Genomic DNA, 23,302 nt, shown 5'->3' with positions numbered 1-23,302 from the left:
TTAGTCGCGGCTCATGCGTTCGATGCCGTCGCGGTACAGTTCCAGTGCCTCGTCGCGGCAGGTGGCACTGATGCCGAGGTCGTGCACCAGCCCGTCGTCCAGTCGGTAGCACCAGCCATGAATGCTGACATCCTGACCGCGCTCCCAGGCCTCGCGCAGCACCGATGTCTGGCTGATGCTGACGACCTGCTGCATCGCATTGAGTTCGCACAGGCGGTCGACCCGGTCTGCGTGGTCTTCGACCGTGTTGAGCAGATTCTCGTGGCGGTCGCGGACATCCTGGACATGACGCAGCCAGTTGTCGGTGAGACCGATGCGGTTGTCGTTGAGCGCGGCCTTGACCCCGCCGCAGCCATAGTGCCCCACGACGAGGATGTGCTTCACCCGCAGCACTGCCACTGCGTAATGGATGACGGACAGTGCATTGAGGTCGGTATGCACCACCACGTTGGCGATGTTGCGGTGAACGAAGACCTCACCCGGAGCAAGGCCGATGATCTGGTTGGCCGGAACGCGGCTGTCCGAACAGCCGATCCAGAGGTATTCGGGCGACTGCTGGTTTACAAGCCGGGCGAAGAACTCGGGGTCCTCGCTGTGCATGCGGTCCGACCAGTCCTTGTTGTTCTTGAAGAGGGGGTCGAGTTGATGGCTCATTCGTTGGTCCTGACGGAAAGTGAGCAATGAAATATGCTCATAATTATGAATTACTTGCTGTCTCCCCGCCACCGGACAGGCTTTCCGCCTTTATCCATTCCTCCGCGGATGATGTTCCCGAATGCCATCTGACGTACCTGGCGCGTGTTCGGGTCATCACCATATGCCGAGGTCGATGAGTTGCTTGCTCGCCGCTTCCGACCAGCCGCGGTTGGCCGCGGGGCTTGCCGGACTGGGATGCAGGATGCGACCGAAGCGCAGGCCGGCAACGTCACCCAGCGCGCCAAGCGCGCGCTGTTCCGCCCACACGCCGATACCGATCACCCACTCCGGCTCCAGGGTGTCGACCAGGCGGCGCAGGTGTGCATCGCAGGCTGACAGCAGCGGACGTTGTTCATGGGCCGGCAGCTTGTCCGGCGTGAGGTTGCGGCCGTCCTCGAAGAAGGCGAGCGGGCAGTAATTGGCGACGAAATGATCGGCGAAGAAGGCATCCGGCGTACCAAAACGGTCGCGAAACAGACCCCACAGCCGTTGCCCGCTGACCTCCGAGCGCTTGCAGGCAAAGCCTTCAACCGGTCGTTTCGGGTTGCTCTGCGCAGGCTGGCCCACCGGGCCTTCGAGCCCGAGCCAGTCGCGTGCGGTGCCGATTTCGCCAAACGGTACGCCGATCTGCGCCATGCCGAAGGGGCCGGGGTTCATGCCGATGAACACCACGCGTTTGCGCCCCTCGCCATAGCGTCTCAGATAGTTGTCGTGAATCTCGCCGGCGTAATCGAGCGGGTTGTAGACATGTGTGACCGGTGCTGCGAAGCGCATCCCGTCGACGGTGGCGGAAAGTTCGTGTGCGGCGGCAATCAGGGCGGAGGCGGTCATTGCAGTTCAGAGAATGAGTTTGAGGATGTAGAGCGCAGCCATGCCGGCGCCGATCGTGGCCAGTACGCTGCCGCTGCGCCAGGCGACCAGCGCGGCAATCAGTGCTGCCCAGGGTTTGGGCGCATCGAGTGCGATGCTGACAGCGCCGGCGTCGATGAACAGCGCACTCACGGTGAGGGCGGCGAAGCTGGCCGGCGCGATGTGCCGGCACAGGGCATGGAGCCAGCCCGGCAGCCGATCGCCCGCGAACAGCCCGATCATGGCGTAACGATAGAAAAACGTGACGGCACCAACACAGACCACCAGCGCGATCAGCGCAAGCGTGCTCATCGTGCCCGCTCCAGGCGGCGTGCCGTCCATACCCCTGCGCCGAGCCCCGCAAGGATCGCAAGTACCAGCCCGAGCTTGAACGGCAGTGCGGCGAACAGCAGTACGGCGCCACCGGCTGCAAGCGCCGCGGCCTGACCGGGGCGCTCGCGCAGCAAGAGGGTGAGCAGGGCGATGAAGGTCAGCGGCACCGCAAAATCGAGCTCCCATGCGGGCGGAATCGCTGCGCCGAACACGAGGCCGAAGGCGGTGGACACCTGCCACGCGAACCAGAGCGTGAAGCCCGCACCGAAGAAGTACCAGTGGCGCAGGTCTGGCCCTTCGGCAGGCGGGCGCGCCTGGTAGCGCAGCACCGCGACAGCATAGGCCTCATCGGTCAGCAGATAGGCCAGCAGCATGCGCCAGCGCCTGGGCAGGTGACCGACGTAGGTGGCCATCGATGCGCTGTACAGCAGGTGGCGCAGATTGAGCAGACCCGAGGTCAGCGCCGTGGGCAGCATGCCAGCGCCGGCAGCCAGCATCTGCACGATGACCAGCTGAGCCGCACCCGCAAACACCACTGCAGATGCGAGTTGCGCAAGCCACGCGGGGATGCCTGCCGCCAAGGCAGAGATGCCGTAGAGCATGCCGAAGGGCACGGCACCGAGCAGCAGAGGGGCTTCATCGCGACAGCCCGCAAGGAACTCGCGCAGTGCCGGACGGCTCATCGCCCGCCGGCTCCCGGCGCGTCGAGCGCCACGTTGGCAGGCAGCTGATCCCCGTTCCACGGTGCGACCTTGATCAGCAGCAGCATGCCCGGTATGGCGAGGAAGAAACACAGCCAGAAAAAGCTGTACCAGCCCATCGCTTCCACCAGCCAGCCTGCGGTGGCATTGATGAAGGTGCGTGGCACCGCCATCAGGCTGGTGAACAGGGCGAACTGGGTCGCGGTGTAGGCCGGGTTGGTGGTTCGGGCCATGAAGGCGACGAACGCCGTCGTGCCCAGTCCGGCGCCGACCGCCTCGCCCGCAATCACGGTGGCGAGCACGGCCAGGCGGGCGGCGTTGGATTCGCCGGGTCCGAACCATGCCATCCACACGAAGCCGAGGATGGTGACGAACTGCACCACGCCGAACAGCCACAATGCGCGGTTGATGCCGATCTTCACCATCCAGATGCCGCCGAGGATGCCCCCGATCACCATCGGCCACAGGCCGGCGTTCTTGGCGATGATGCCGATCTCGGTCTTGGAGTAGCCCATGTCCAGATAGAAGGGCGTGGCCAGGGCGGTGCACAGCGAGTCGCCGAGCTTGTAGAAGAACAGGAAGGCGAGCACGAGCAGCGCGGACTGCACGCCGTGGCGGCCGAAAAACTCGCGGAATGGCTCGATCACGGCGTCGCGCAGGGTGCGCGGGCTGCCGGCCGCAGCGAAGGGCTCTTTCACCGACAGGGTCATGAACAGGCCGGGCAGCATGAAGGCAGCGGTGATCATGAACACCATGCTCCACGGCAGGTGATCGGCGAGGATCAGCGACAGCGACCCCGGCACCAGCCCCGCAATACGGTAGGCATTGACGTGAATCGCGTTGCCCAGGCCGAGCTCTTCGTCAGGCAGGATCTCGCGGCGGAAGGCGTCGAGCGCAATGTCCTGGGTGGCGGAGAGAAAGGCCAGCGTGGCGGTGAGGGTGATCACCAGCGGCAGGTGATCGACCGGTGACAGCTGACCGAGCCAGGCAATCGAGGCGACGAGGCCCAGCTGCGACACGAACATCCAGCTGCGCCGGCGCCCGAGCCAGGGCAGCAGGCCGAAGCGGTCGAGCAGGGGCGCCCACAGGAATTTCCAGGTGTAGGGAAACTGAATCAGGGCAAAGGCACCGATCGTCTTGAGTGACAGACCTTCGGTCTTGAGCCAGGCCGGAACCAGATTCAGCAGCAGGTAGAGGGGCAACCCCGAGGCAAAGCCGGTGAAGATGCAGATCAGCATCCGGCGGTTGAGCAGGGTGTTCAGCCAGGCGGGGCGGGAAAGGGGCACGGGCGGCTTTGGCTTGGTCGAAGCGGCGATTATCCCAGATCGGCGGCCTCAGGGGCGGCCGCGCATGGAATCAGCGTGTTACCGCGCCCTTGCGGATCAGCACCTCGATCTCGGCTGCCGGCAGCGGTTTGCTGAAGTAGTAGCCCTGCAGCTCGTCACAGCCCAGCTCGTGCAGGCGCGCGACCTGGATTGCGGTTTCCACGCCTTCGGCGATGACCGACAGGCCCAGATTGTGGGCCAGCGAGACCGCGGCGGCGACGATTGCGGCATCGTTGGCGTCGGTCTCGATGTCGGAAACAAAGGAGCGGTCGATCTTGAGGTGATCGAGCGGGAACAGCTTGAGGTAGGACAGCGATGAGTAACCGGTGCCGAAGTCGTCGATCGCGATCAGTACGCCGAGCTGCTTGAGTCGCGTGAGCAAGGCGGCAGCCTCGTCCGGTTTCTCCATGATCGAACTCTCGGTGATCTCAAGTTCGAGCAAGTCCGGGCGCAGTTCGCTGCGCGCAAGCGCATCGGCCACGCGGGCGGTGAGTTCGCCTGCACGCAGCTGTCTTGCGGACAGGTTGACCGACATGCGCAAGGGCGGCAAGCCGGCCGCCTGCCACTGCCGGGCCTGAGCGCAGGCGGTATCCAGCACCCAGTCGCCCAGTTCCACGATGAGGCCGGTTTCTTCCGCGATCGGAATGAAACGGACCGGCGGGATCAGCCCGTCGACCGGGTGGCGCCAGCGCAGCAGGGCTTCGACGCCCTTCAGTGTGCCCTTGGCCGCGCAGTACTGGGGCTGGTACCAGAGTTCGAACTGTTGATGCTGGAGGGCCTGGCGCAGCTTGCGCTCGAGTTCGATGCGCTCCATTGCGCTGCGGTTGAGTTCCTCGGCGTAGAACTGGAAATTTGCACGGCCGAGCGACTTGGCGTGATACATCGCGGTATCGGCGTTGCGCATCAGCGTCGAGGTGGTGTCGCCGTCGCCGGGGAAGAGGCTGATCCCGATCGAAGGTGTGGTGTGCAGCAGGCTCTCCCCGACGGTGTAAGGCAGGGAAAGGCGGTCGAGGATCTTGGCGGCGGCATGTGCGGCGTCGTTCTGGTCGTGGATGCCCTGCAGGATCACCACGAACTCGTCGCCGCCGAGGCGGGCGACGATGTCGCTTTCACGCACGGTCTCGCGCAGACGTTCGGCAACCTGCACCAGGAGCGCATCGCCGACGTGATGGCCGAGCGAATCGTTGATGGTCTTGAAGCGGTCCAGATCGAGAAACAGCACTGCGAGCGGCTGCGCGTTGCGGACTGCGGTCGCGATCGCCTGCTGCAGGCGCACACCGAGCGAGAAGCGGTTGTCCAGCCCGGTCAGGGTGTCGTGATGGGCGAGGTGCTTGATTGCCGCTTCGGCGCGCTTGCGCTCGGTGATGTCGGAGAAGATCGCGATGTAATGAGTGGGTGGCGCGCCGGCCGTCTCGCGCACCACGCTGATGCTCAGCCAGCGTGAATAGGCCTCGCCATTGGCACGGATACCGGTGGTTTCGCCCGCCCAGAAGCCGCTGCCTGCCGTCGCTTCCCACGGCGTGTCGTGCGCGGATTCCGTTTCCGCCTGATCGGGCACGAAGACCTCGCCGACGACGCGGCTGCCGGAAAAGCCGGAGATCACCTCGTGCGCCGGATTGACCGACAGCACGCGGTGCTCGCCGTCGGTGATCACGATGGCTTCCGGGCTGTGCTCGAACACCTTGTCTGCGAGCTGCAGGCGCTCCTCGGTTCGGCGGCGCTCGGTAATGTCGGTGTAGATGGTGACGAAGCCGCCGTTGCCGACAGGCCGGCCCTGAATGTCGAGCACCATCCCGCCCGGACGGAGGCGCTCGAAGTGATGGGGCTCGCCACGTCGCGCACGCTCGAGCAGTTCGCGGGTAATCAGCTCCGGGTCGCCCGGTCCGTACTCGCCGCGCTCGGCGTTGAACCGCAGCAGCGATTCGAGGCTGGGGAGCCCCGCCGCAAAGAGACTGTCGGGGAAGTCGAGCAGACGCCGGAGCTGATCGTTGCAGGCAACGACCTGCAGGTCTTCGTCGATCAGCGAGACGGCGCTCGGAATGTTGTCGATGATGGTGCGAAGAGTCTCGTTGTTGCGCGCCAGCTCCTCTTCGATGCGCTTGCGGTCGGTGATGTCGGTATAGGTGGTGATGAAGCCCGCCACCTTGCCATCAAGCCACAGCGGCTCGCCGATCACGAGATGCGAGCGTCCGCTGGGTTTGGTGCGCTCGATGCAATGCGGCTTGAATTCCTCGGCCAGCGCGCGGCGTTCGCGCACCTTCTCGAACGGGTCGCCCGGACCGTAGTCGCCGCGCTGTGCGGCCACCATGATCAGCTCGTCGAAGCTGACGTTCCTGACCACGACTTCGGGAGGAAGCTCGAGTATCTCGACGAAAAGTGCGTTCCAGTACTGCAGCCGCAGGTGCTCGTCGAACACGCTGATACCTTGCGGAAGATGGTTGACGATGGCGGTGAGATAGGCGGTCTGGCGGTGCAGCTCCAGTGCAGTGTTCTGCTGTGCGGTGATGTCCTGAACCGTGCCGATCGCGCGCAGCGGTCTGCCGTTCGCGTCGAGTTCGATGCGCAACTCGTTGTGGAAGTAGTGCACGGTGCCATCGGGGTGAATCACCCGGTAGGAGAAGGCACCGCCCTCGCCCGAAGCGTAGGCGGCCTTGAGCGTTGAGGCCAGCCGTTCGCGATCGGCAGGATGAACGCGACGCATGAAACCCGCGTAGCTTGCCGGCTCGTCGTCCGGGATGCCGATCAGCTCGCGTGTCTGCCGCGACCACCACAGATGATCCTGCTTCAGGTGGCGCTCCCAGCGTCCCAGCTGTGCCATCGACATGGCGCCTTCGAGTTCGTCGTGCAGCGCTTCCGCCGCCTCGCGGCGCCTGGATTCGGCCACGAGTGCCGTGTCGCATCTGCGGTATGCCTGCTGCCAGAAGCGCCTGACGGCAAGCGCAGCTGCCAGCAGCAGGGCAGCCATCACGATCGCGGCGACGAGCGCGCGCGCGCGCAGGCCACTGAGCATTGTCGAGCGATCGATCTGGCTCAGAACGACCCAGTCGGTGCCTGTGATCCGGCTCGCTGCGGCCTGAACCGGGGCGCCACCGGCTTCGAGCGTGCCGCTGTGTGCCGTGGCCGATGCCAGGGTGGCCCGCAGCAGGGGCTGGTCTGCGGGAATTGGCGCCTGCAGTGTGTGGGTACGCAGGTTCGGCTCAAGCGGGATGAACTGGGTTCCTGCATCCATCAGCAACAGGTTGCGTTTCCCCGGGCGGGCTCCGAGCCGTCGTTCGAGCATTGGAAACACATGGCGCTCGGGCCGGATGCGCAGCACGATCGAGTGCACCGTCCACTCTTCGTCGGGCTTTGCCACCGGGACGACGAGGTCGATGTAGCTTTCGCCGTTGCCGTCGTACTGCAGCTGACTGAGCGCCGGCACGCTGTTTCCGAGGGTCTGCGCAATCAGCCTGCGTGATTCCGCTGAAACCGCAAATGGCTGGCCCGTCGCAAACAGCGGATGTGCCCCGGCGTCGAGCACCAGGGCGCCAGCGTAGTCGAATACCTCGACATAGCCTCGGAGCCAGTAGCGGATGTCGGGATTCGACAGGTTCCCGGTCCTTCGAATCTCGTCATCCAGCCGTGACAGCGCGAGGCCGTTCCTGCGCAGCACGTCGCCGTCGCCGATGCGTTCGGCGCGCCAGCGCACGATGTCGTCGCTCAGCAGCCGCGCTGTCATCTGCAGCTCGGCGTTGGCTTCGCGCTCCAGCCCGTCCGCCTGATGGGCGTAGAAGGCCCAGAACACGATCGCGAACACTGCGATGAGTGCGCTGACGGCTACGAACAGCGGACGCGGCAACTCGTGGCGTGGCGGCGGGGATGAGCTCTGGCGATTGAAAATGACGCAGGTTCCGATTCTGGTTGTGCACCATGATGCAGTCGTTCCGGGGCGGAACGAGCCGAGATTCTGACAGCCGCCCTCTATGCAAACAACCTTGCAGTGCAGCGGGGAAAGTCCCGAATAATTCCACGTTTACACAATTCGATACGTTCCTTGCACTTCCCTCCAAGTCCGACAACAATGCGGCCACAACATGAGTCCAGACCAAAGGAGGAGGCCGGCATGTCGCAAACCGTGATCGTGTCATTCGGCGAAGACCGCGAGTACGAGTTTCTCGTGCACGACGCGGACGTGGCCGGGATGGAAAGGGAGCAGGCCCGTAGCTGGTTGGCGAAGGAGTTCGAGGATCTCGAATGCACCCCGTCCAACCCCATGGGCAAGATCCTGGTGCTGGACATGATCCTCAACGTTGCAAAGTACGGCGGCGAGCATCGTTTCGAACAAGGTGGGGACTGGGCGAAGAAGTTCGCTGCCGTCACTGCGGTCGTGCTCGCACGACCGGTCATGAAAGTGGATGTGAGCAACTTCACTGTCGGCTGAAAGCGGCTTGGCACCGCATGGTGCGCCGCAAAAGAACACGGGTTTACGGGCAGGAGACAACTGCGCTTGAACGGCTGGCAAACAGGCCGGAAAGCGCTAGAAACCGCTCTGGCAAACATTTGCCGGAGCGGTTTTTTTTCGTCCGAATCCGTGAGTTGTGACACTAGGTAGTTTCCCTAGAGCCATTGCAATCATTGAGATTCACTCTAATACTAAGGGTGCAGACGGGAAATATTGCTGCAATGCATAAGTCATTTTTGGTGCATCTGGATGCCCCGTTATGGTGCCTCGTCCATCTGCTTGGTGCGCAATGCTTCGCCAAGAAATATTGCGTGTCGGCAAACCCTGTGTAATCTCTGGAGATGTCGTATGAAAGTAGTCAAGACTACCCTCGCACTTGTCGCCGCAACTGCTGCACTAAGTGTGAGCACTCAGGCAAGTGCCGGCTCGACGCTGGACGCCGTGATGAAGAAGGGTTTCGTACAGTGTGGTGTCAGCGATGGCCTGCCCGGCTTCTCCTACACCGATGAAAAGGGTCAGTTCAAAGGGATCGACGTAGATGTCTGCCGTGCGGTCGCCGCTGCCGTTTTCGGCGATGCAAAGAAGGTCAAGTTCACTCCGCTGACCGCAAAGGAGCGCTTCACCGCCCTGCAGTCGGGTGAAGTCGATGTGCTGTCGCGCAATACCACCTGGACCAGCTCGCGCGACTCGGCGATGGGCCTGAACTTTGCCGGCGTGACCTATTACGACGGCCAGGGCTTTCTGGTCAGCAAGAAGCTTGGCGTGAAGAGTGCCAAGGAGCTCGACGGTGCGGCCGTGTGTATTCAGGCTGGTACCACCACCGAACTCAACCTGTCGGACTACTTCCGCACGACCGGCATGAAGTACACCCCGATCAGCTACGACAAGTCTGATGAGACGGTGAAGGCGCTTGAGGCCGGCCGTTGCGACGTGCTGACCTCCGACCAGTCCCAGCTTTACGCGCAGCGCATCAAGCTCGCCAACCCGGAAGGCTACGTCGTGCTGCCGGAAGTGATCTCGAAAGAGCCGCTCGGCCCGGTCGTGCGTCAGGGTGACGAGGAATGGTTCGACATCGTGCGCTGGACCCTGTTCGCGATGATCAACGCCGAAGAAGCCGGTCTGACCGCGAAAAACGTGGAGCAGGAAGCAAAAGCCTCCAAGAACCCGGACGTGCGCCGTCTGCTGGGTGCAGAGGGTGAACTGGGCAAGGACCTCAAGCTGCCCAAGGACTGGGTCGTTCAGGTTGTCAAGCAGGTCGGCAACTATGGTGAAGTCTTTGACCGCAACGTTGGCGCAGGCAGCGAACTGAAGATCGCACGCGGCATCAACGCACTGTGGAACAAGGGCGGGCTGCAGTACGCACCGCCGGTACGCTAAGCCGGATGGCCACCGTCGCAAGACGGTGGCCATACTCTTGTTTACAAGGACGTTTCCATGCAAAGTGATGCGCCCAAGGCTGCCGCTCCGCGGGGATCGCTACTGACCGATCCCAAGGCCCGTGCCTGGACCTTTCAGATCCTCTCCATCCTCGTCGTCGTCGGCGTAGGCTGGTACCTGTTTCACAATACTCAGCAGAACCTTGCCAATCGCGGCATCACCTCCGGCTTTGCCTTCCTCGACAATTCGGCCGGCTTCGGCATTCTGCAGTCGCTGATCGACTATACCGAGCGCGACAGCTACGGCCGGGTGTTCGTCATCGGCCTGCTCAACACCCTGCTGGTGTCGGTGCTGGGCATTTTCTTCGCTACGGTGCTCGGCTTTCTGCTTGGTGTGGCGCGCCTGTCGCCCAACTGGCTGATCAACAAGCTTGCCACCGTCTACATCGAGATCTTCCGCAACATTCCGCCCCTGCTGCAAATCTTCTTCTGGTATTTCGCCGTGCTGCGGGCCATGCCTTCGCCACGGCAGAGTTACAGTTTTGGCGAAGCGGTGTTCGTGAATATCCGGGGTGTTTATCTGCCGGCGCCTGAGGCTGCAGGCGGACTCGTCCCCTTCCTGATCAGTCTGGTCATCGTGATCGCAGCCTGGATCGGGCTTGCGCGCTGGTCGCGCCGTCGTCAGGAAGACACCGGGCAACGTTTCCCCGTGCTGTGGGTTTCCCTTGCCTTGCTGGTGATCGTCCCGGGCATGGCTGCAATGCTGTTCGGCAAGCCCTTCCACTGGTCGTTTCCCGAGCTGACGGGCTTCAACTTTGTCGGCGGTTGGGCGGTGATTCCGGAACTGGTCGCGATCACCTTTGCGCTCAGTATCTATACCGCCGCCTTCATTGCCGAGAACGTGCGTTCCGGCATCCTCGCCGTCAGCCATGGCCAGACTGAAGCGGCGCGTTCGCTCGGTCTGCGTTCAGGGCTCATCCTGCGCCTGGTCGTCATCCCGCAGGCCATGCGGGTGATCATTCCGCCGCTGACCAGCCAGTACCTGAACCTGGTGAAGAACTCCTCGCTTGCTGCCGCTATCGGTTACCCCGATCTGGTGTCGCTGTTCGCGGGCACGGTGCTGAACCAGACCGGACAGGCGATCGAGACGATTGCCATCACGATGTCGGTGTATCTCGCCATCAGTCTCAGCATCTCGATGCTGATGAACTGGTACAACAAGCGCATCGCCCTGGTCGAACGCTAGAGAGTCGAGCTCATGACTACACATACTTTCAAACCGAGTCTTCCGCCGCCGAACATGTCGGTCGGCGCCATGGGCTGGATCCGGGCGAACCTGTTTCCGAACTGGTTCAACTCCCTGCTCACCCTGTTCGCGCTCTACATCGTGTGGATCACCATCCCACCCATCCTCAACTGGGCGTTTTTCAGTGCCGACTGGATTGGTGACAACCGAGAAAGCTGCACCAGCGGCGGTGCGTGCTGGGTGTTCATCAAGGTGCGCATGGCGCAGTTCTTCTATGGCTTCTACCCGGAGGAACTGCGCTGGCGGGTGGACCTGACGGTGCTGCTGGCCATCTTTGGCGCTGCGCCGCTGTTCATCAAGGCCATGCCGCGGAAGCTGCGTTACGGTGCGGTTTTCCTGCTGGCCTACCCGGTGCTCGCCTACTGGCTGCTCCATGGCGGTTTCATGGGGATGACGCTGGTGGAAACCAGCAAGTGGGGCGGCCTGATGCTGACCCTGGTGATTGCGGTCGTCGGTATCGCGGGCGCCATGCCACTGGGCATCCTGCTGGCACTCGGACGGCGCTCGGACATGCCGGTGGTCAGGGTGATCTGCGTCACCTTCATCGAGTTCTGGCGCGGCGTGCCGCTGATCACCGTGCTGTTCATGTCCTCGGTGATGCTGCCGCTGTTCCTGCCTGAAGAGGTGAACATCGACAAGCTGCTGCGGGCGCTGATCGCGGTCACGCTGTTCGAGGCCGCTTATGTGGCCGAGGTGGTGCGTGGTGGCATGCAGGCGATCCCGAAGGGACAGTACGAGGCCGCCGGAGCGATGGGCCTTGGCTACTGGCGCATAATGGGCTTGGTCATTCTGCCGCAGGCTTTGAAGCTGGTGATCCCTGGCATCGTGAACACCTTCATCGCGCTGTTCAAGGACACCAGCCTGGTGATCATCATCGGCTTGTTCGATCTCTTCAACAGCATCCACCAGGCCACGGTCGACCCCGCGTGGCTCGGCTTCGCGACAGAAGGCTACGTATTTGCGGCCCTCATGTTCTGGATTTTCTGTTTCGGTATGTCCCGCTATTCGATGCACCTCGAGCGCAAGCTCGACACGGGCCACAAGCGTTAGGAGTTTAGGTAATGAGTGAAGCCAAGATCAAGCATGCGCTCGGTGACAAGGAAATGATCCGCATCGAAGGCATGCACAAGTGGTACGGCGAGTTCCACGTGCTCAAGGACATCAACCTGAGCGTACGGCAGGGCGAACGTATCGTGCTGTGCGGCCCGTCCGGTTCGGGCAAGTCGACGACCATCCGCTGCATCAATCGCCTTGAAGAGCATCAGCAGGGCAAGATCATCGTTGATGACGTCGAACTCACTTCCGACCTCAAGCACGTCGAGGCCATCCGCCGCGAAGTCGGCATGGTGTTCCAGCACTTCAACCTTTTCCCGCATCTCACCGTGCTGGAGAACTGCACGCTGGCGCCGTTGTGGGTGCGCAAGATTCCAAAGCGTGAGGCGGAGGAGATCGCGATGGAGTACCTCAACCGGGTGAAGATTCCCGAGCAGGCGAACAAGTACCCGGGCCAGCTTTCGGGCGGTCAGCAGCAACGGGTGGCGATTGCGCGTGCGCTGTGCATGAAACCCAAGATCATGCTGTTCGACGAACCGACTTCGGCGCTCGACCCGGAGATGGTCAAGGAAGTGCTCGACACCATGATCGGACTGGCTGAAGACGGCATGACGATGCTGTGCGTCACCCACGAAATGGGCTTTGCCCGCACCGTGGCCGACCGCGTGATCTTCATGGACAAGGGCGAGATCGTGGAGGAAGCCGAGCCCGAGATCTTCTTCTCCAATCCGAAGTCCGAGCGTACCAAGCTCTTCCTGGGCCAGATCCTGAACCACTGATCTCCGTGGACGAAGAAACGCCCCGCCATTGCACCGGCGGGGCGTTTTGCATTTCAGCAGCCGGATCGGTCGATCAGTCGCGCCCGAGGCGGTACACCGCCATGCTGCCGAGGAAGTTCGGTTCGTCCACCACCACCTTGCCATCGTCGAAGGCCAGGCGTTCGCGCACGGCGATGCCGTTCATTTCGCACAGGGCGTCGAAATCGGCGATGGTGAAGAAGCGTACGTTGGGCGTGTTGAACCACTGGTGCGGCAGGCTCTCGGACACCGGCATGCGGCCGTTGATGATGCTCTGGCGGTGACGCCAGTAGCCGAAGTTGGGAAAGCTCACCACGGCCTCGTGACCGACGCGCAGCATCTCGGCGAGGATGCCCTGGGTGTTGTGCATCGCCTGCAGCGACAGGCTCATGATCACGTGGTCGAAGAAGCCGTCCTCGAAATCGCTCAGGCCCTTGTCCATGTTGGCCTGGATCACGTTGACGCCGTTCTTCACGCAGGCCAGCAGCTTGTCGGGGTCGTTCTCCACGCCGTAGCCCTGCACCTGACGGACGTCGATCAGGTGCTTGAGCAGGCTGCCGTCGCCGCAGCCGAGGTCGAGTACTTTTTCGCCCGGCTCGATCCACTGGGCGATGACTTCATAGTCATAACGGTAGGCAGCCATGCTTACACCTTGATGCGGTCGAACCAGGCGGAAAGCACCGCGTGGTATTGGGGTTCATCGAGCAGGAAGGAGTCGTGACCCGCTGCGCAGTCGATCTCGGCGTAGCTGACGTTGCGCCGGTTGTGCAGCAGGGCGTAGACGATCTCCCTCGATCGCGAGGGCGAGAAGCGCCAGTCGGTGGTGAAGGACACGACCAGGAAGTCGGCTTCGGCGCTGGCCAGGGCGGCAGGCAGATTGCCCGCGTGGGCGAAGGCGGGGTCGTAGTAATCCAGTGCCTTCGTGGTCAGCAGATAGGTGTTGGCGTCGAAGAAGCCGGCAAACTTGTCGCCCTGATAGCGCAGGTAGGACTCGATCTCGAACTCGACGTCGTAACTGTAGACCGCCTTGCCGTGACGCAGGCTGCGACCGAATTTCTCTCCCATTGCGTCATCGGAGAGATAGGTGATGTGGCCGATCATGCGCGCGAGCTTGAGCCCGCGTACCGGCACCACGCCGTGATCGTAGAAGTTGCCGCCGTGAAAGTCGGGATCGGTGAGAATGGCCTGGCGCGCCACCTCATTGAAAGCGATGTTCTGCGCCGTGAGCTTGGGGGCCGATGCAATCACGGCGGCGTGGGCGACACGGTCGGGATACTGCAGCGTCCACGACAGCGCCTGCATGCCGCCCAGGCTGCCGCCCACGACCGCGGCAAAGCGCTTGATGCCGAGCCGGTCTGCGAGGCGGGCCTGGGTGTCGACCCAGTCTTCCACGGTGACGAACGGAAAGGCCGCGCCCCAGGGCTTGCCAGTGGCCGGGTTGATCGAGCTCGGTCCGCTCGAACCGAAGCAGCTGCCGAGGTTATTGACGCCGATGACGAAGAACTTGCGCGTGTCGAGCGGCTTGCCCGGCCCGACCAGGTTGTCCCACCAGCCCAGGCTGTCGGGGTCGTCCGCGTAGCGCCCGGCGACGTGGTGCGAGCCTGACAGCGCGTGACAGACGAGCACGGCATTCGACGCGTCGGCGTTGAGCGTGCCGTAGGTTTCGTATACCAGGTCGTAGCTCGGCAGCGAGCCGCCGCTGCGAAGCGGCAGGGGCGTTGCAAAGTGGGCCGTCTGCGGCGCCACGATGCCGACGGATTGCGGTTGGATCATGGTCGGTGTCTGCGAAAAACAAAAAAACCCAGCCGGCTGAAAAACGCGGACTGGGTTGCCCTCGCTTTAGCCGTATTTATTAAGCGCCCGCAAGCTATGGATCAAATCGGCGCTAAGTGTTGCGAAATTAGCGCGCGTGCCTGCAAATGTCAAACCGGGTGCTTTCCAGATGAAGCGATGGTGCAGTGATTGCAGGCTGGGGCAGCGTGACGGGCTGTCGAGAGCGCCGGGTGAATGGGGCTCAGCGGGGAAACAAGGTGATGCATGTTTGAGCCCGGGTTTATCGGGCGAGTTTGCATCGCCGCCCCGATGAGCCCCATTCACCCGGGAAGCCGAAGGCCGCGAACGTCTGCCCGGCATGTTGCCCCAGTCCGCAAGCACGGTGGAGGCACCGCAATCGCAACGAGTCCCTTGTGGCCTGCGTGGTAAAATCGCAGGCCTTGAACCCGCCACCTCATCCCGCATGATCAGCATCATTCTCAACGGTCAGCCCGAAACCCTGGACGACGGTCTCACGGTACTTGCCCTGCTCGAGCGGCGGGGGCTCGTTGGCAAACGTCTCGCGGTCGAACGCAACGGCGACATTGTGCCGCGCGCCCGCCATGGCGAAACCGCGCTCGCCGAAGGCGACCGCCTCGAGATTGTGGTCGCGGTCGGGGGCGGCTGAACCTTCGTGGTCCCGTTCGTGTTGTCTGCAGTCAGCGCGCAACGCGGCCTTTTTGATCTTCCTCTACAGGTCCCAACATGATCCACGATCCCCTGGTGATTGCCGGCAAGAGCTATGGCTCCCGTCTGCTGGTCGGTACAGGCAAGTACAAGGATTTCGCCGAAACGCGCGAAGCCATTGATGCCAGTGGTACGAACATCGTCACCGTGGCGATCCGGCGCACCAATATTGGCCAGAATGCGGACGAGCCCAACCTGCTCGACGCCCTGCCGCCCGACCAGTTCACCATTCTGCCCAACACCGCCGGCTGCTATACCGCCGAAGATGCGGTGCGCACCCTGCGTCTCGGTCGCGAACTGCTCGACGGCCACGCCCTGGTCAAGCTCGAAGTGCTCGGCGATCCGAAGTCGCTGTTCCCGAACATGCCGGAAACGCTCAAGGCCGCCGAAACCCTGGTCAAGGATGGCTTCGACGTCATGGTGTACTGCGCCGACGATCCGATTCAGGCCAAGATGCTGGAAGAAATCGGCTGCGTCGCCATCATGCCGCTCGCCTCCCTGATCGGTTCCGGCATGGGCATCCTCAATCCGTGGAACCTGCGCCTGATCATCGACAACGCCCGCGTGCCGGTGATCGTCGATGCCGGTGTTGGCACTGCGTCTGACGCCGCAATCGCGATGGAGCTCGGCTGCGACGGCGTGCTGATGAACACCGCCATCGCCGCGGCCAGCCAGCCGGTGCTGATGGCCAGCGCCATGAAGAAGGCCGTCGAGGCCGGTCGCGAGGCCTTCCGTGCAGGACGCATGCCGCGCAAGTTCTATTCGGCCGATCCGAGCTCGCCGACCACGGGGCTGATCGGTTCATGAGCGATACACCGGAACGGGTCGAGATCATCGGCCAGGACAGCCCCGAACACCGCTTTTCCAGCCGCAGCATCCGCAGCTTCGTGCTGCGCCAGGGTCGGATGTCGGGTGCTCAGCAGCGCTTCATGGACGACATGCTGCCCAGGATCGGCGTGCCTTATCAGACTGCGCCGATCGATCTCGATGTGGTTTTCGGGCGCAAGTCACCCAAGATCCTCGAGATCGGCTTCGGCATGGGCGAGACCACGGCGAAGATCGCCGCAGCGGCGCCCGGGACGGACTTCCTTGGCATCGAGGTGCATACGCCGGGCGTCGGCGCGCTGTGCAAACTGGTGTCCGAGCAGGCGCTCGGCAATGTCCGTATCATGCAGCACGATGCGGTCGAGGTTCTGCGCGACATGATCCCGGACGGCACGCTGGCGGGCGTCCATGTGTTCTTCCCCGATCCGTGGCGCAAGGCGCGGCATCACAAGCGTCGCATCATCCAGCCCGATTTCGTCGCGCTGGTGGCCTCCAAGCTCGCACCCGGTGGCTATCTGCACTGCGCCACCGACTGGGAGAACTACGCGCACTGGATGCTGGAAGTGATTGCCGCCGAGCCTGCGCTCGAAAACACGGCAGACGGCTTCGCGCCGCGACCGGACTACCGTCCGCTGACGAAATTCGAGAACCGTGGTCTGAGGCTGGGGCACGGGGTGTGGGATCTGGTGTTTCGTCGACGCGGCTGATGGCCGACAACAAATAGAGAGGCAAGGTCGTGATCGGTGGCATGTTCAGGTTTCTGGGGCGGGTGTTGAGAACGCTGTGGCGTTCGCTGGACCTGCTGCGTCGCACGGTCTTCAACCTCTTGCTGCTGGTGCTGCTCGGGGCGCTGCTGATGACCTTCTTCCACCCCGAACCGCAGGTGCCGGACGGCGCGGCGCTCGTGCTACGGCCGTCCGGCGCGCTGGTGGAGCAGACCACCTTTGAGGAGCCACTGGCCTTGCTCAGCATGCGGGGTGAGGATGGCGGGCAGACCGTGCTGCATGATCTGCTCGAAGTCGTTCGCGCCGCCCGTGATGACAGCCGGATTTCAGCCCTGGTGCTCGAGACCGACGATCTCGAAGCGGCCAGCCTGTCCAAGCTGGCCGAACTGCGTGCAGCCATTGCCGACTTCAAGGCCACCGGGCGCCCGGTGCTCGCGCGCGGCGACCGCTTCACTCAGGGCCAGTACTATCTGGCCTCGATTGCCGACGAGGTGCAGCTCGCGCCCGACGGCTTCGTGCTGCTGCGTGGCCTGTCGCGCTATTCGACCTATTTTCGCGGTGCGCTCGATGCACTCGGGGTCAAGGTCCATGTGTTCCGCGTGGGCGAGTACAAGTCCTTCTCCGAGCCCTTCACCCGCAGTGACATGTCCGACGAGGACCGCAGCGCAACCCGCGATCTGCTCGACGGCCTGTGGGCGCACTTCCGCACCGATGTGGCCGCTGCGCGCAAGCTCACGCCCGAGGCGCTTGATGGCTACATCGTCGGCTACCGCGATGCGCTCGCTGCAACCGCCGGCGACACTGCCGAAGCCGCACGTCGCGCAGGCCTGATCGACCGCTTTTCGACCCCCGACGAGTGGCGGGCCCAGCTTGCCGAGCGCTTTGGCACCGATGCTTCGGGCAAGGACTTCCATCAGATCGATGCCGGCGCCTATCTCGCCGTCGTGCGCGGCGCGGAGAAGTCGTCTGCCGACAAGGTCGCCGTGCTGGTTGCGCAGGGCGCAATCGCGGACGGCGAGCAACCGCCCGGCGTGGTCGGCGGCGATACCTTCGCCCGCATGATCCGCGAAGCACGCGAAGACGATGCGATCAAGGCGCTCGTGGTGCGTATCGACAGTCCCGGCGGCAGCGCCTGGGCCTCCGAGCAGATCCGGCGCGAACTCGAACTGACGCGCAAGGCGGGCAAGCCGGTCATCGCCTCCATGAGCTCCGTGGCCGCATCCGGTGGTTACTGGATCGCGGCCGGCGCCGACGAGATCTGGGCGGCCCCGGGCACCGTCACCGGCTCGATCGGTGTGTTTGCGATGTTCCCTGAATTTGCCGAACCGCTGCGCCGGCTCGGGATCACGGTCGACGGCGTGGCCACCGCGCCCCTTGCCGGCGCACTCGACCCGCGCCGGCCGCTCGATCCGGTGGCTGCCGAAGCCATGCAACTCGGTATCGAGCATGGCTACCGGCGCTTTCTGCAAGTCGTTGGCGCTGCGCGCAACATGAAGGAAGACGAGGTCAATCAGGTTGCGCGTGGCAGGGTGTGGACCGGTCAGGCCGCGTTCGAGCTTGGTCTGGTGGATCAGCTCGGCGGTATCGAGGCGGCGATCGCAGCGGCTGCGCAGCGTGCTGGCCTCGAGGGCCACTCGCTGGTGTGGCCGTCGGTTGGGCTGACGCCTGCGCAGATGGTGATGCAGCGTTTCCTGAGTTTCAGCGGTCTCGCGGGGTCTGGCAGTCCGGCGAGCAGCGGGCCGGTGGCGCAGATGCTGAATCGTCTGCAGGTCGAGACCCGAGACCTGCTGCGCTGGAACGATCCGCAACACGTTTATGCCCATTGCCTGTGCGAAGCGCCCTGACCCGTTTCTGATGAATTTCGAAGGTGCCGTGTCCGGATTGACCGAGTGATTCGGCGTGGTACTTTCGTTGCCTGTAAGATAAGCAGTTGCTGATATAAATCTGGAATCAGACCTCGGCGCCCGATGAGCCCGGCCCCAGCGCTTTCGGCCGGACGTGGCGGTGAGGTCTGTTCCACGACCGGACCCCCATCCATGCGCCGTCGCTTGCTTCCGCTCGTCATCATTCTCGCCGCCGTCGGCGTCTTTGTTCTTCTCAAATCAACGCGTCCTGCACCCCCTGCCGTCGAGGTCCGCGAGCGCGTGTGGCGGATCGAGGCCAGCGCCAGCGAGCCGGTCGAGGCCAGGCCCACGCTGGTGCTCTACGGCCGGATCGAGGCACCTGACCGTATCAGGGCTGCGGCGCCGGTGTCAGGACGCCTGCTTGAGGTGCTGGTGCGCGATGGCGACCGCGTGGCGGCCGGCACCGTGCTGGCGCGACTCGACCCGCGTGACCTGCAGCCGCGGGTGGCACAGGCGCGCGGCGATGTCGATCGCGAACGCATCCGTCACCGCGGCGATCTCGCCGCCATCGAGCAGGAAAGGGCCTTGCTTGCACTTGCCGAGGCCAAGCAGGCGCGCTTCGAGAAGCTCAAGAACGCCCGCCTTGGCGCCGAAAGCGCGTATGACCAGACCCGCGAGGAGGTGGCGCGCGTGCGCCTGTCGCTGACCCAGCGCCAGCAGGCGATCGCCGAACACCCGGCGCGGCTGTCGCAGCTGCAGGCAAAACTGGCCGAGGCCGAGCGCGACGCGCGCCGGGGCGAGATCGTAGCGCCCTTTGCCGCGCGCATCGGCAAGGTCGAAGTCGCTGCCGGCGATCAGGTGCAGCCGGGGCAGGCACTGCTCAGCCTGTATGCGTCGGACGCGCTCTTCCTTCGCGCACGCGTGCCTGCGATCTACGCCGAGGAGTTGCGCATGGCGCTGGCGCGTGGCGAGCAGTTGCAGGCCACGGCCGACTTTGGTGCCACCACCATCCGTGCCCGCCTCCAGCGCATCAGCGGCGAAGCCGACGCGCGTGGTGTGGATGTGTTGTTGCGCATCGAGGATGGCGCCAACCTGCCGGTCGGAGCCTTCGTCAACGCGGTACTCGAGCGTCCGCCGGTCGCGGACGTACTGGTCCTGCCCTTTGCCGCGCTGCATGGCGGTGACCGCATCTATGCGGTGCGCGACGGGCGCCTTGCAAGCCTGAAGGTGACGCGCGTCGGCGAGCGCCGCGAAGGCGATGACGTGCAACTGCTGGTGCGCGTGCCCGATGCGCGCGCGGGCGAACCGGTGATGCGCACGCACTTGCCCAATGCCATCGATGGCCTTGCGGTCGAGGTGGCTGCACCATGAAGCAGAAGGGGGTGCTCGCAACGCTGGTGCGTCACAAGGTGGCCGCCAACGTCCTGATGCTGCTCGCCTTCATCATCGGTGTGATCGGCGTCACCCGGATGAACGTGCAGTTCTTTCCCACGTTCGAACTCGACATCATCTCGGTGCGCGTGGTGTGGAGCGGCGCCTCGTCCGAAGACGTCGAGATCGGCATCACCACGCCGCTGGAGGAGCGCCTGAAGACCATCGACGGTCTCAAGAAGATGACGTCGACCTCGGCGCAGGGCGTCTCCAGCATTACGCTCGAATTGCATGAGGGAACCGAGCCCCTGCAGGCGCTCGATCAGGTCCGGCAGCGGGTGGACGAGTTCCGCAACCTGCCGCGCGACGCCGAGACGCCGCAGGTCAGCCGGGTCTCGCGTTACGACCAGATTGCCCGCTTGCTGATTCGCGGCAGCAGCGTCGAGGAGCTGCGACCCTGGGTGCGACGCTTCGAGAGCGAGCTGCTCGCGGGTGGCATCGACCGGGTGACGATCACCGGTCTGCCCGAAGAGCGCATCGCCATCGAACTGCCGTCCGCAGCCCTGCAAACGCTGGGACTGTCCCTGGTCGATGTCGGCGATCGGGTTGCACAGATTTCCCGCGATGTGCCGGCCGGTGTGGCGGGTGAGCAGGATGGCGCGCGCGAGATCCGTGGCCTTGAGCAACGTCGCGATGCGCTGGCTTTCGACAATCTGGCGGTCGTCAGCGATGGCGGGGGACGCATCACGCTTGGCGAACTTGCCACCATCACGCGTGAGCCGCGCCCGGGCTCGCTGGCGCTGAGCGAGGGCGGCGATGTGGTGGTCGAGATGCTGCTGCAGCGGGCCGAGAGCGGGCATTCCCTGAAGGCAGCGGAAGCCTTCGATGCCTGGCTGCAGAAGACGCGTCCCAGCCTGCCGGCCTCGATCAGCCTGGAAGTCTTCGACGCGCAATGGGAGCTGATTCGCGACCGTATCCAGCTGCTGATCAGCAACGGTCTGTCCGGCCTGCTGCTGGTCGTGCTGGTCCTCTATGTCTTTCTGCCCGCGCGGGTGGCGTTCTGGGTGATGGTCGGTATTCCCACCGCCTTTCTCGGCACCCTGGGCCTGATGATGGTGTTCGGCGGCACGATCAACATGATGAGCCTGTTTGCGCTGATCATGGCGCTGGGCATCATCGTCGACGATGCGATCGTGGTCAGTGAAGATGCCGACACGCACCGCAGCATGGGTGAGGGGCCGGAACAGTCTGCGCTGGGCGGCGCGCGACGCATGCTGCTGCCGGTGCTGGCAGCGTCGCTCACTACGGTTGCAGCCTTCATTCCGCTGATGATGGTCGGTGGCATCATCGGCAATATCCTTGGCGACATTCCCTTCGTCATGATCATGGTGATCCTGGCCTCGCTGCTCGAAAGCTTCCTGATTCTGCCGTCCCATCTGAAGCATGCACTGCAAGGCGCTGCGTCGCGCAAGACCTCGCGCATGCGCGAGCGGCTGGACAAGGCCTTCACGTCCTTTCGCGACGGCCCCTTCCGTCGTGCCGCCACGCTGGCCCTCGACTGGCGCGGCACGACGGTCGCGATCACGCTGGCGACGATGGTGCTTGCCATCGGCCTGCTGGCGGGCGGGCGCATCAACTTCGTGTTCTTCCCGACTCCGGAAGGGCAGATGGTGTATGCGAATGCGACCTTCGTAGCCGGTACGCCGCGCGCGCAAACGGCGGCCTTCCTTGCCGACATGGAGCGCGCCCTGGTCGAAACCGAACGCGAACTGGGCGGCGGTCTGGTACAGACCGCGGTGTCGCGACTCGGCAGCACGATTGTCAGTGCGGGTGGGGGCGAGCCCAGGGGTGATCAGCTCGCCTCCATGATGGTCGAGCTGAGCCCGCCCGATGAGCGGACGGTGCGCAACGAACGCTTTCTCGCCACCTGGCGCAGCAAGCTCGTCGAGCCGCCCGGGCTCGAGCTGCTGACCTTCAACTCACGCCAGTCCGGCCCGCCCGGACGCGATCTCAATGTCCGCCTCACCGGTGGCAACGCCGAATCGCTGAAGGCTGCCGCGCTCGAACTCGCGGAAACCATCAAGAGCATCGACGGTGTGAGCGAACTCGAGGACGACATGCCCTTCGGGCGTGAGCAACTGGTGTACCGCCTGACGCCGGCCGGCGAAGCGCTCGGCCTGACCACCGAAAGCCTCGGTCGTCAGTTGCGTGCGGCGTTTGACGGTCATCTTGCGCAACTGGTGCAGGTGGGTCGTGACGAGCTCGAAGTGCGGGTGCTGCTCCCGCGTGACGAACGCGAACGCCTCGATGTCTTCGAGCGGCTGACCGTCAGTCTGCCGGATCGCAGTTTTGCGCCGCTGGCCACGGTGGCGAGCTGGGAATCGCGGCGTGGCTTCGAGGCCCTGCGTCATGCTGACGGCAGGCTCGCAGTCGAAGTGTCCGGGGAGATCGATACCGATCGCAGCAACGCCGATGCAGTGCAGGCCGAGCTCCGGCGCGAGGCCTTGCCGCGTCTGGCAGAGAAGTACGGCCTGAGCTACAGCTTCGAGGGGCGCGCCGCAGACCAGCGCGAGACCATGAACGACATGCGCAACGGCCTGATACTTGGGCTCGGTCTCATCTACCTCGTGCTGGTGTGGTCCTTCGCCTCATGGAGCTGGCCGCTGGTGGTGATGTCGGCGATTCCGCTCGGCCTCGCAGGGGCCATCTTCGGCCACTGGCTGTTGGGCCTGGACCTCACCATCCTGTCGATGTTCGGTCTCTTCGGCCTGTCGGGCATCGTGGTGAACAACTCCATCATCCTCGTCAGCCTGTTCAAGGATCTGCACCACAAGGGCGCCAATGTGCACGATGCGCTTGTTGGCGCCGCCTGCGGACGCCTGCGCGCGGTACTGCTGACCTCGCTCACCACCATCGGCGGACTGATGCCGCTGATGTTCGAGGGCTCGCTGCAAGCCCAGTTCCTGATCCCGATGGCCACCTCGATTGCGTTCGGGCTCGGCGTGTCGGCGGTGCTGGTGCTGTTCTTCGTGCCGGCACTGTTGTCGCTGCTGGAGAGCTTCAAGGGCTGGGTGGCGGGCCTGATGGGGCCTGCGCCTGATCCGGAGCGTCTGAACGCCTGAGATGCCGCCGCAGGGTGATCGTCTGCGCCTGACATCAGG

At 64.0% G+C, this 23,302-nt stretch carries 19 protein-coding genes; 11 read left to right on the top strand and 8 right to left on the bottom strand.

Features of this window, described 5'->3' with window-relative positions; genetic code table 11:
* From can to CEW83_RS13975, 6 genes are all read right to left on the bottom strand, one after another.
* On the bottom strand, positions 1-654 hold the full coding sequence (gene can, locus CEW83_RS14000; RefSeq protein WP_108949896.1) for a carbonate dehydratase: 654 nt from the start codon (positions 652-654) through the stop codon (positions 1-3).
* A gap of 156 nt (positions 655-810) precedes the next feature.
* Positions 811-1,527 (bottom strand): uracil-DNA glycosylase family protein, encoded by a 717-nt coding sequence (locus tag CEW83_RS13995; RefSeq protein ID WP_108949895.1) that lies wholly within the window; start codon positions 1,525-1,527, stop codon positions 811-813.
* Between the two features lie 6 nt (positions 1,528-1,533).
* Positions 1,534-1,857 carry an AzlD domain-containing protein gene (locus tag CEW83_RS13990; protein WP_108951416.1) on the bottom strand — a complete coding sequence of 108 codons (324 nt, stop codon included), beginning with the start codon at positions 1,855-1,857 and terminating at the stop codon, positions 1,534-1,536.
* Positions 1,854-2,561 carry an AzlC family ABC transporter permease gene (locus CEW83_RS13985; RefSeq protein WP_108949894.1) on the bottom strand — a complete coding sequence of 236 codons (708 nt, stop codon included), beginning with the start codon at positions 2,559-2,561 and terminating at the stop codon, positions 1,854-1,856. Before CEW83_RS13985 ends, CEW83_RS13990 begins: the two co-directional genes overlap by 4 nt.
* Positions 2,558-3,865 (bottom strand): AmpG family muropeptide MFS transporter, encoded by a 1,308-nt coding sequence (locus CEW83_RS13980; protein ID WP_108949893.1) that lies wholly within the window; start codon positions 3,863-3,865, stop codon positions 2,558-2,560. The genes CEW83_RS13985 and CEW83_RS13980 overlap by 4 nt, the downstream gene beginning before the upstream one ends.
* A gap of 70 nt (positions 3,866-3,935) precedes the next feature.
* Positions 3,936-7,742, bottom strand: coding sequence for an EAL domain-containing protein (locus CEW83_RS13975; protein ID WP_108949892.1), 3,807 nt, complete (start codon positions 7,740-7,742; stop codon positions 3,936-3,938).
* A 264-nt stretch (positions 7,743-8,006) separates the two neighbouring features.
* On the opposite strand from CEW83_RS13975, the gene CEW83_RS13970 reads away from it, so the two are divergent.
* The 5 genes from CEW83_RS13970 to CEW83_RS13950 all read left to right on the top strand — a co-directional run bounded on the left by CEW83_RS13970 (position 8,007) and on the right by CEW83_RS13950 (position 12,859).
* The gene (locus CEW83_RS13970; RefSeq protein WP_108949891.1) at positions 8,007-8,324 is read left to right on the top strand and encodes a hypothetical protein; all 318 of its coding nucleotides are present in this window, start codon (positions 8,007-8,009) and stop codon (positions 8,322-8,324) included.
* Between the two features lie 369 nt (positions 8,325-8,693).
* The gene (locus CEW83_RS13965) at positions 8,694-9,722 is read left to right on the top strand and encodes an amino acid ABC transporter substrate-binding protein (RefSeq protein WP_108949890.1); all 1,029 of its coding nucleotides are present in this window, start codon (positions 8,694-8,696) and stop codon (positions 9,720-9,722) included.
* Positions 9,723-9,779: 57 nt separating this feature from the next.
* Entirely contained in the window at positions 9,780-10,967 is a 1,188-nt protein-coding gene (locus CEW83_RS13960) for an amino acid ABC transporter permease (RefSeq protein ID WP_108949889.1), read from the top strand.
* A gap of 12 nt (positions 10,968-10,979) precedes the next feature.
* Positions 10,980-12,077 carry an amino acid ABC transporter permease gene (locus CEW83_RS13955; protein WP_108949888.1) on the top strand — a complete coding sequence of 366 codons (1,098 nt, stop codon included), beginning with the start codon at positions 10,980-10,982 and terminating at the stop codon, positions 12,075-12,077.
* Between the two features lie 53 nt (positions 12,078-12,130).
* The gene (locus CEW83_RS13950; RefSeq protein ID WP_108951415.1) at positions 12,131-12,859 is read left to right on the top strand and encodes an amino acid ABC transporter ATP-binding protein; all 729 of its coding nucleotides are present in this window, start codon (positions 12,131-12,133) and stop codon (positions 12,857-12,859) included.
* A 73-nt stretch (positions 12,860-12,932) separates the two neighbouring features.
* Here the strand turns inward: CEW83_RS13950 and metW are convergent, their stop codons facing one another.
* Positions 12,933-13,520 (bottom strand): methionine biosynthesis protein MetW, encoded by a 588-nt coding sequence (gene metW / locus CEW83_RS13945; RefSeq protein ID WP_108949887.1) that lies wholly within the window; start codon positions 13,518-13,520, stop codon positions 12,933-12,935.
* A gap of 2 nt (positions 13,521-13,522) precedes the next feature.
* Positions 13,523-14,650 carry a homoserine O-succinyltransferase MetX gene (gene metX / locus CEW83_RS13940; RefSeq protein WP_108949886.1) on the bottom strand — a complete coding sequence of 376 codons (1,128 nt, stop codon included), beginning with the start codon at positions 14,648-14,650 and terminating at the stop codon, positions 13,523-13,525.
* Positions 14,651-15,113: 463 nt separating this feature from the next.
* On the opposite strand from metX, the gene thiS reads away from it, so the two are divergent.
* The 6 genes from thiS (at position 15,114) to CEW83_RS13910 (ending at position 23,263) form a co-directional block, all read left to right on the top strand.
* Positions 15,114-15,317, top strand: a complete 204-nt coding sequence (gene thiS / locus CEW83_RS13935) for a sulfur carrier protein ThiS (protein ID WP_108949885.1) — start codon at positions 15,114-15,116, stop codon at positions 15,315-15,317.
* Between the two features lie 80 nt (positions 15,318-15,397).
* A complete protein-coding gene (locus CEW83_RS13930) occupies positions 15,398-16,183 on the top strand; it encodes a thiazole synthase (protein WP_108951414.1) in 786 nt (261 codons plus the stop codon).
* Positions 16,180-16,908: a tRNA (guanosine(46)-N7)-methyltransferase TrmB gene (gene trmB / locus CEW83_RS13925; protein WP_108949884.1), complete on the top strand. Its 729-nt coding sequence runs from the start codon at positions 16,180-16,182 to the stop codon at positions 16,906-16,908. The genes CEW83_RS13930 and trmB overlap by 4 nt, the downstream gene beginning before the upstream one ends.
* Positions 16,909-16,949: 41 nt before the next feature.
* A complete protein-coding gene (gene sppA, locus CEW83_RS13920) occupies positions 16,950-18,770 on the top strand; it encodes a signal peptide peptidase SppA (RefSeq protein ID WP_234418830.1) in 1,821 nt (606 codons plus the stop codon).
* Between the two features lie 192 nt (positions 18,771-18,962).
* A complete protein-coding gene (locus CEW83_RS13915) occupies positions 18,963-20,141 on the top strand; it encodes an efflux RND transporter periplasmic adaptor subunit (RefSeq protein WP_108949882.1) in 1,179 nt (392 codons plus the stop codon).
* Positions 20,138-23,263 (top strand): efflux RND transporter permease subunit, encoded by a 3,126-nt coding sequence (locus CEW83_RS13910; protein ID WP_108949881.1) that lies wholly within the window; start codon positions 20,138-20,140, stop codon positions 23,261-23,263. The genes CEW83_RS13915 and CEW83_RS13910 overlap by 4 nt, the downstream gene beginning before the upstream one ends.
* Positions 23,264-23,302 lie beyond the last annotated feature (39 nt).

The organism is Parazoarcus communis (assembly GCF_003111645.1).
Lineage (GTDB): Bacteria > Pseudomonadota > Gammaproteobacteria > Burkholderiales > Rhodocyclaceae > Parazoarcus > Parazoarcus communis_A.
This window is presented reverse-complemented; position numbering and strand designations above follow the sequence as displayed.

Bases quoted from the DNA above. Each gene is read 5' to 3' on its own strand.
- can (WP_108949896.1), bottom strand. From the start codon at position 654: ATGAGCCATCAACTCGACCCCCTCTTCAAGAACAACAAGGACTGGTCG.
- CEW83_RS13995 (WP_108949895.1), bottom strand. From the start codon at position 1,527: ATGACCGCCTCCGCCCTGATTGCCGCCGCACACGAACTTTCCGCCACC.
- CEW83_RS13990 (WP_108951416.1), bottom strand. From the start codon at position 1,857: ATGAGCACGCTTGCGCTGATCGCGCTGGTGGTCTGTGTTGGTGCCGTC.
- CEW83_RS13985 (WP_108949894.1), bottom strand. From the start codon at position 2,561: ATGAGCCGTCCGGCACTGCGCGAGTTCCTTGCGGGCTGTCGCGATGAA.
- CEW83_RS13970 (WP_108949891.1), top strand. From the start codon at position 8,007: ATGTCGCAAACCGTGATCGTGTCATTCGGCGAAGACCGCGAGTACGAG.
- CEW83_RS13965 (WP_108949890.1), top strand. From the start codon at position 8,694: ATGAAAGTAGTCAAGACTACCCTCGCACTTGTCGCCGCAACTGCTGCA.
- CEW83_RS13960 (WP_108949889.1), top strand. From the start codon at position 9,780: ATGCAAAGTGATGCGCCCAAGGCTGCCGCTCCGCGGGGATCGCTACTG.
- CEW83_RS13955 (WP_108949888.1), top strand. From the start codon at position 10,980: ATGACTACACATACTTTCAAACCGAGTCTTCCGCCGCCGAACATGTCG.
- CEW83_RS13950 (WP_108951415.1), top strand. From the start codon at position 12,131: ATGATCCGCATCGAAGGCATGCACAAGTGGTACGGCGAGTTCCACGTG.
- metW (WP_108949887.1), bottom strand. From the start codon at position 13,520: ATGGCTGCCTACCGTTATGACTATGAAGTCATCGCCCAGTGGATCGAG.
- metX (WP_108949886.1), bottom strand. From the start codon at position 14,650: ATGATCCAACCGCAATCCGTCGGCATCGTGGCGCCGCAGACGGCCCAC.
- thiS (WP_108949885.1), top strand. From the start codon at position 15,114: ATGATCAGCATCATTCTCAACGGTCAGCCCGAAACCCTGGACGACGGT.
- trmB (WP_108949884.1), top strand. From the start codon at position 16,180: ATGAGCGATACACCGGAACGGGTCGAGATCATCGGCCAGGACAGCCCC.
- sppA (WP_234418830.1), top strand. From the start codon at position 16,950: ATGTTCAGGTTTCTGGGGCGGGTGTTGAGAACGCTGTGGCGTTCGCTG.
- CEW83_RS13915 (WP_108949882.1), top strand. From the start codon at position 18,963: ATGCGCCGTCGCTTGCTTCCGCTCGTCATCATTCTCGCCGCCGTCGGC.
- CEW83_RS13910 (WP_108949881.1), top strand. From the start codon at position 20,138: ATGAAGCAGAAGGGGGTGCTCGCAACGCTGGTGCGTCACAAGGTGGCC.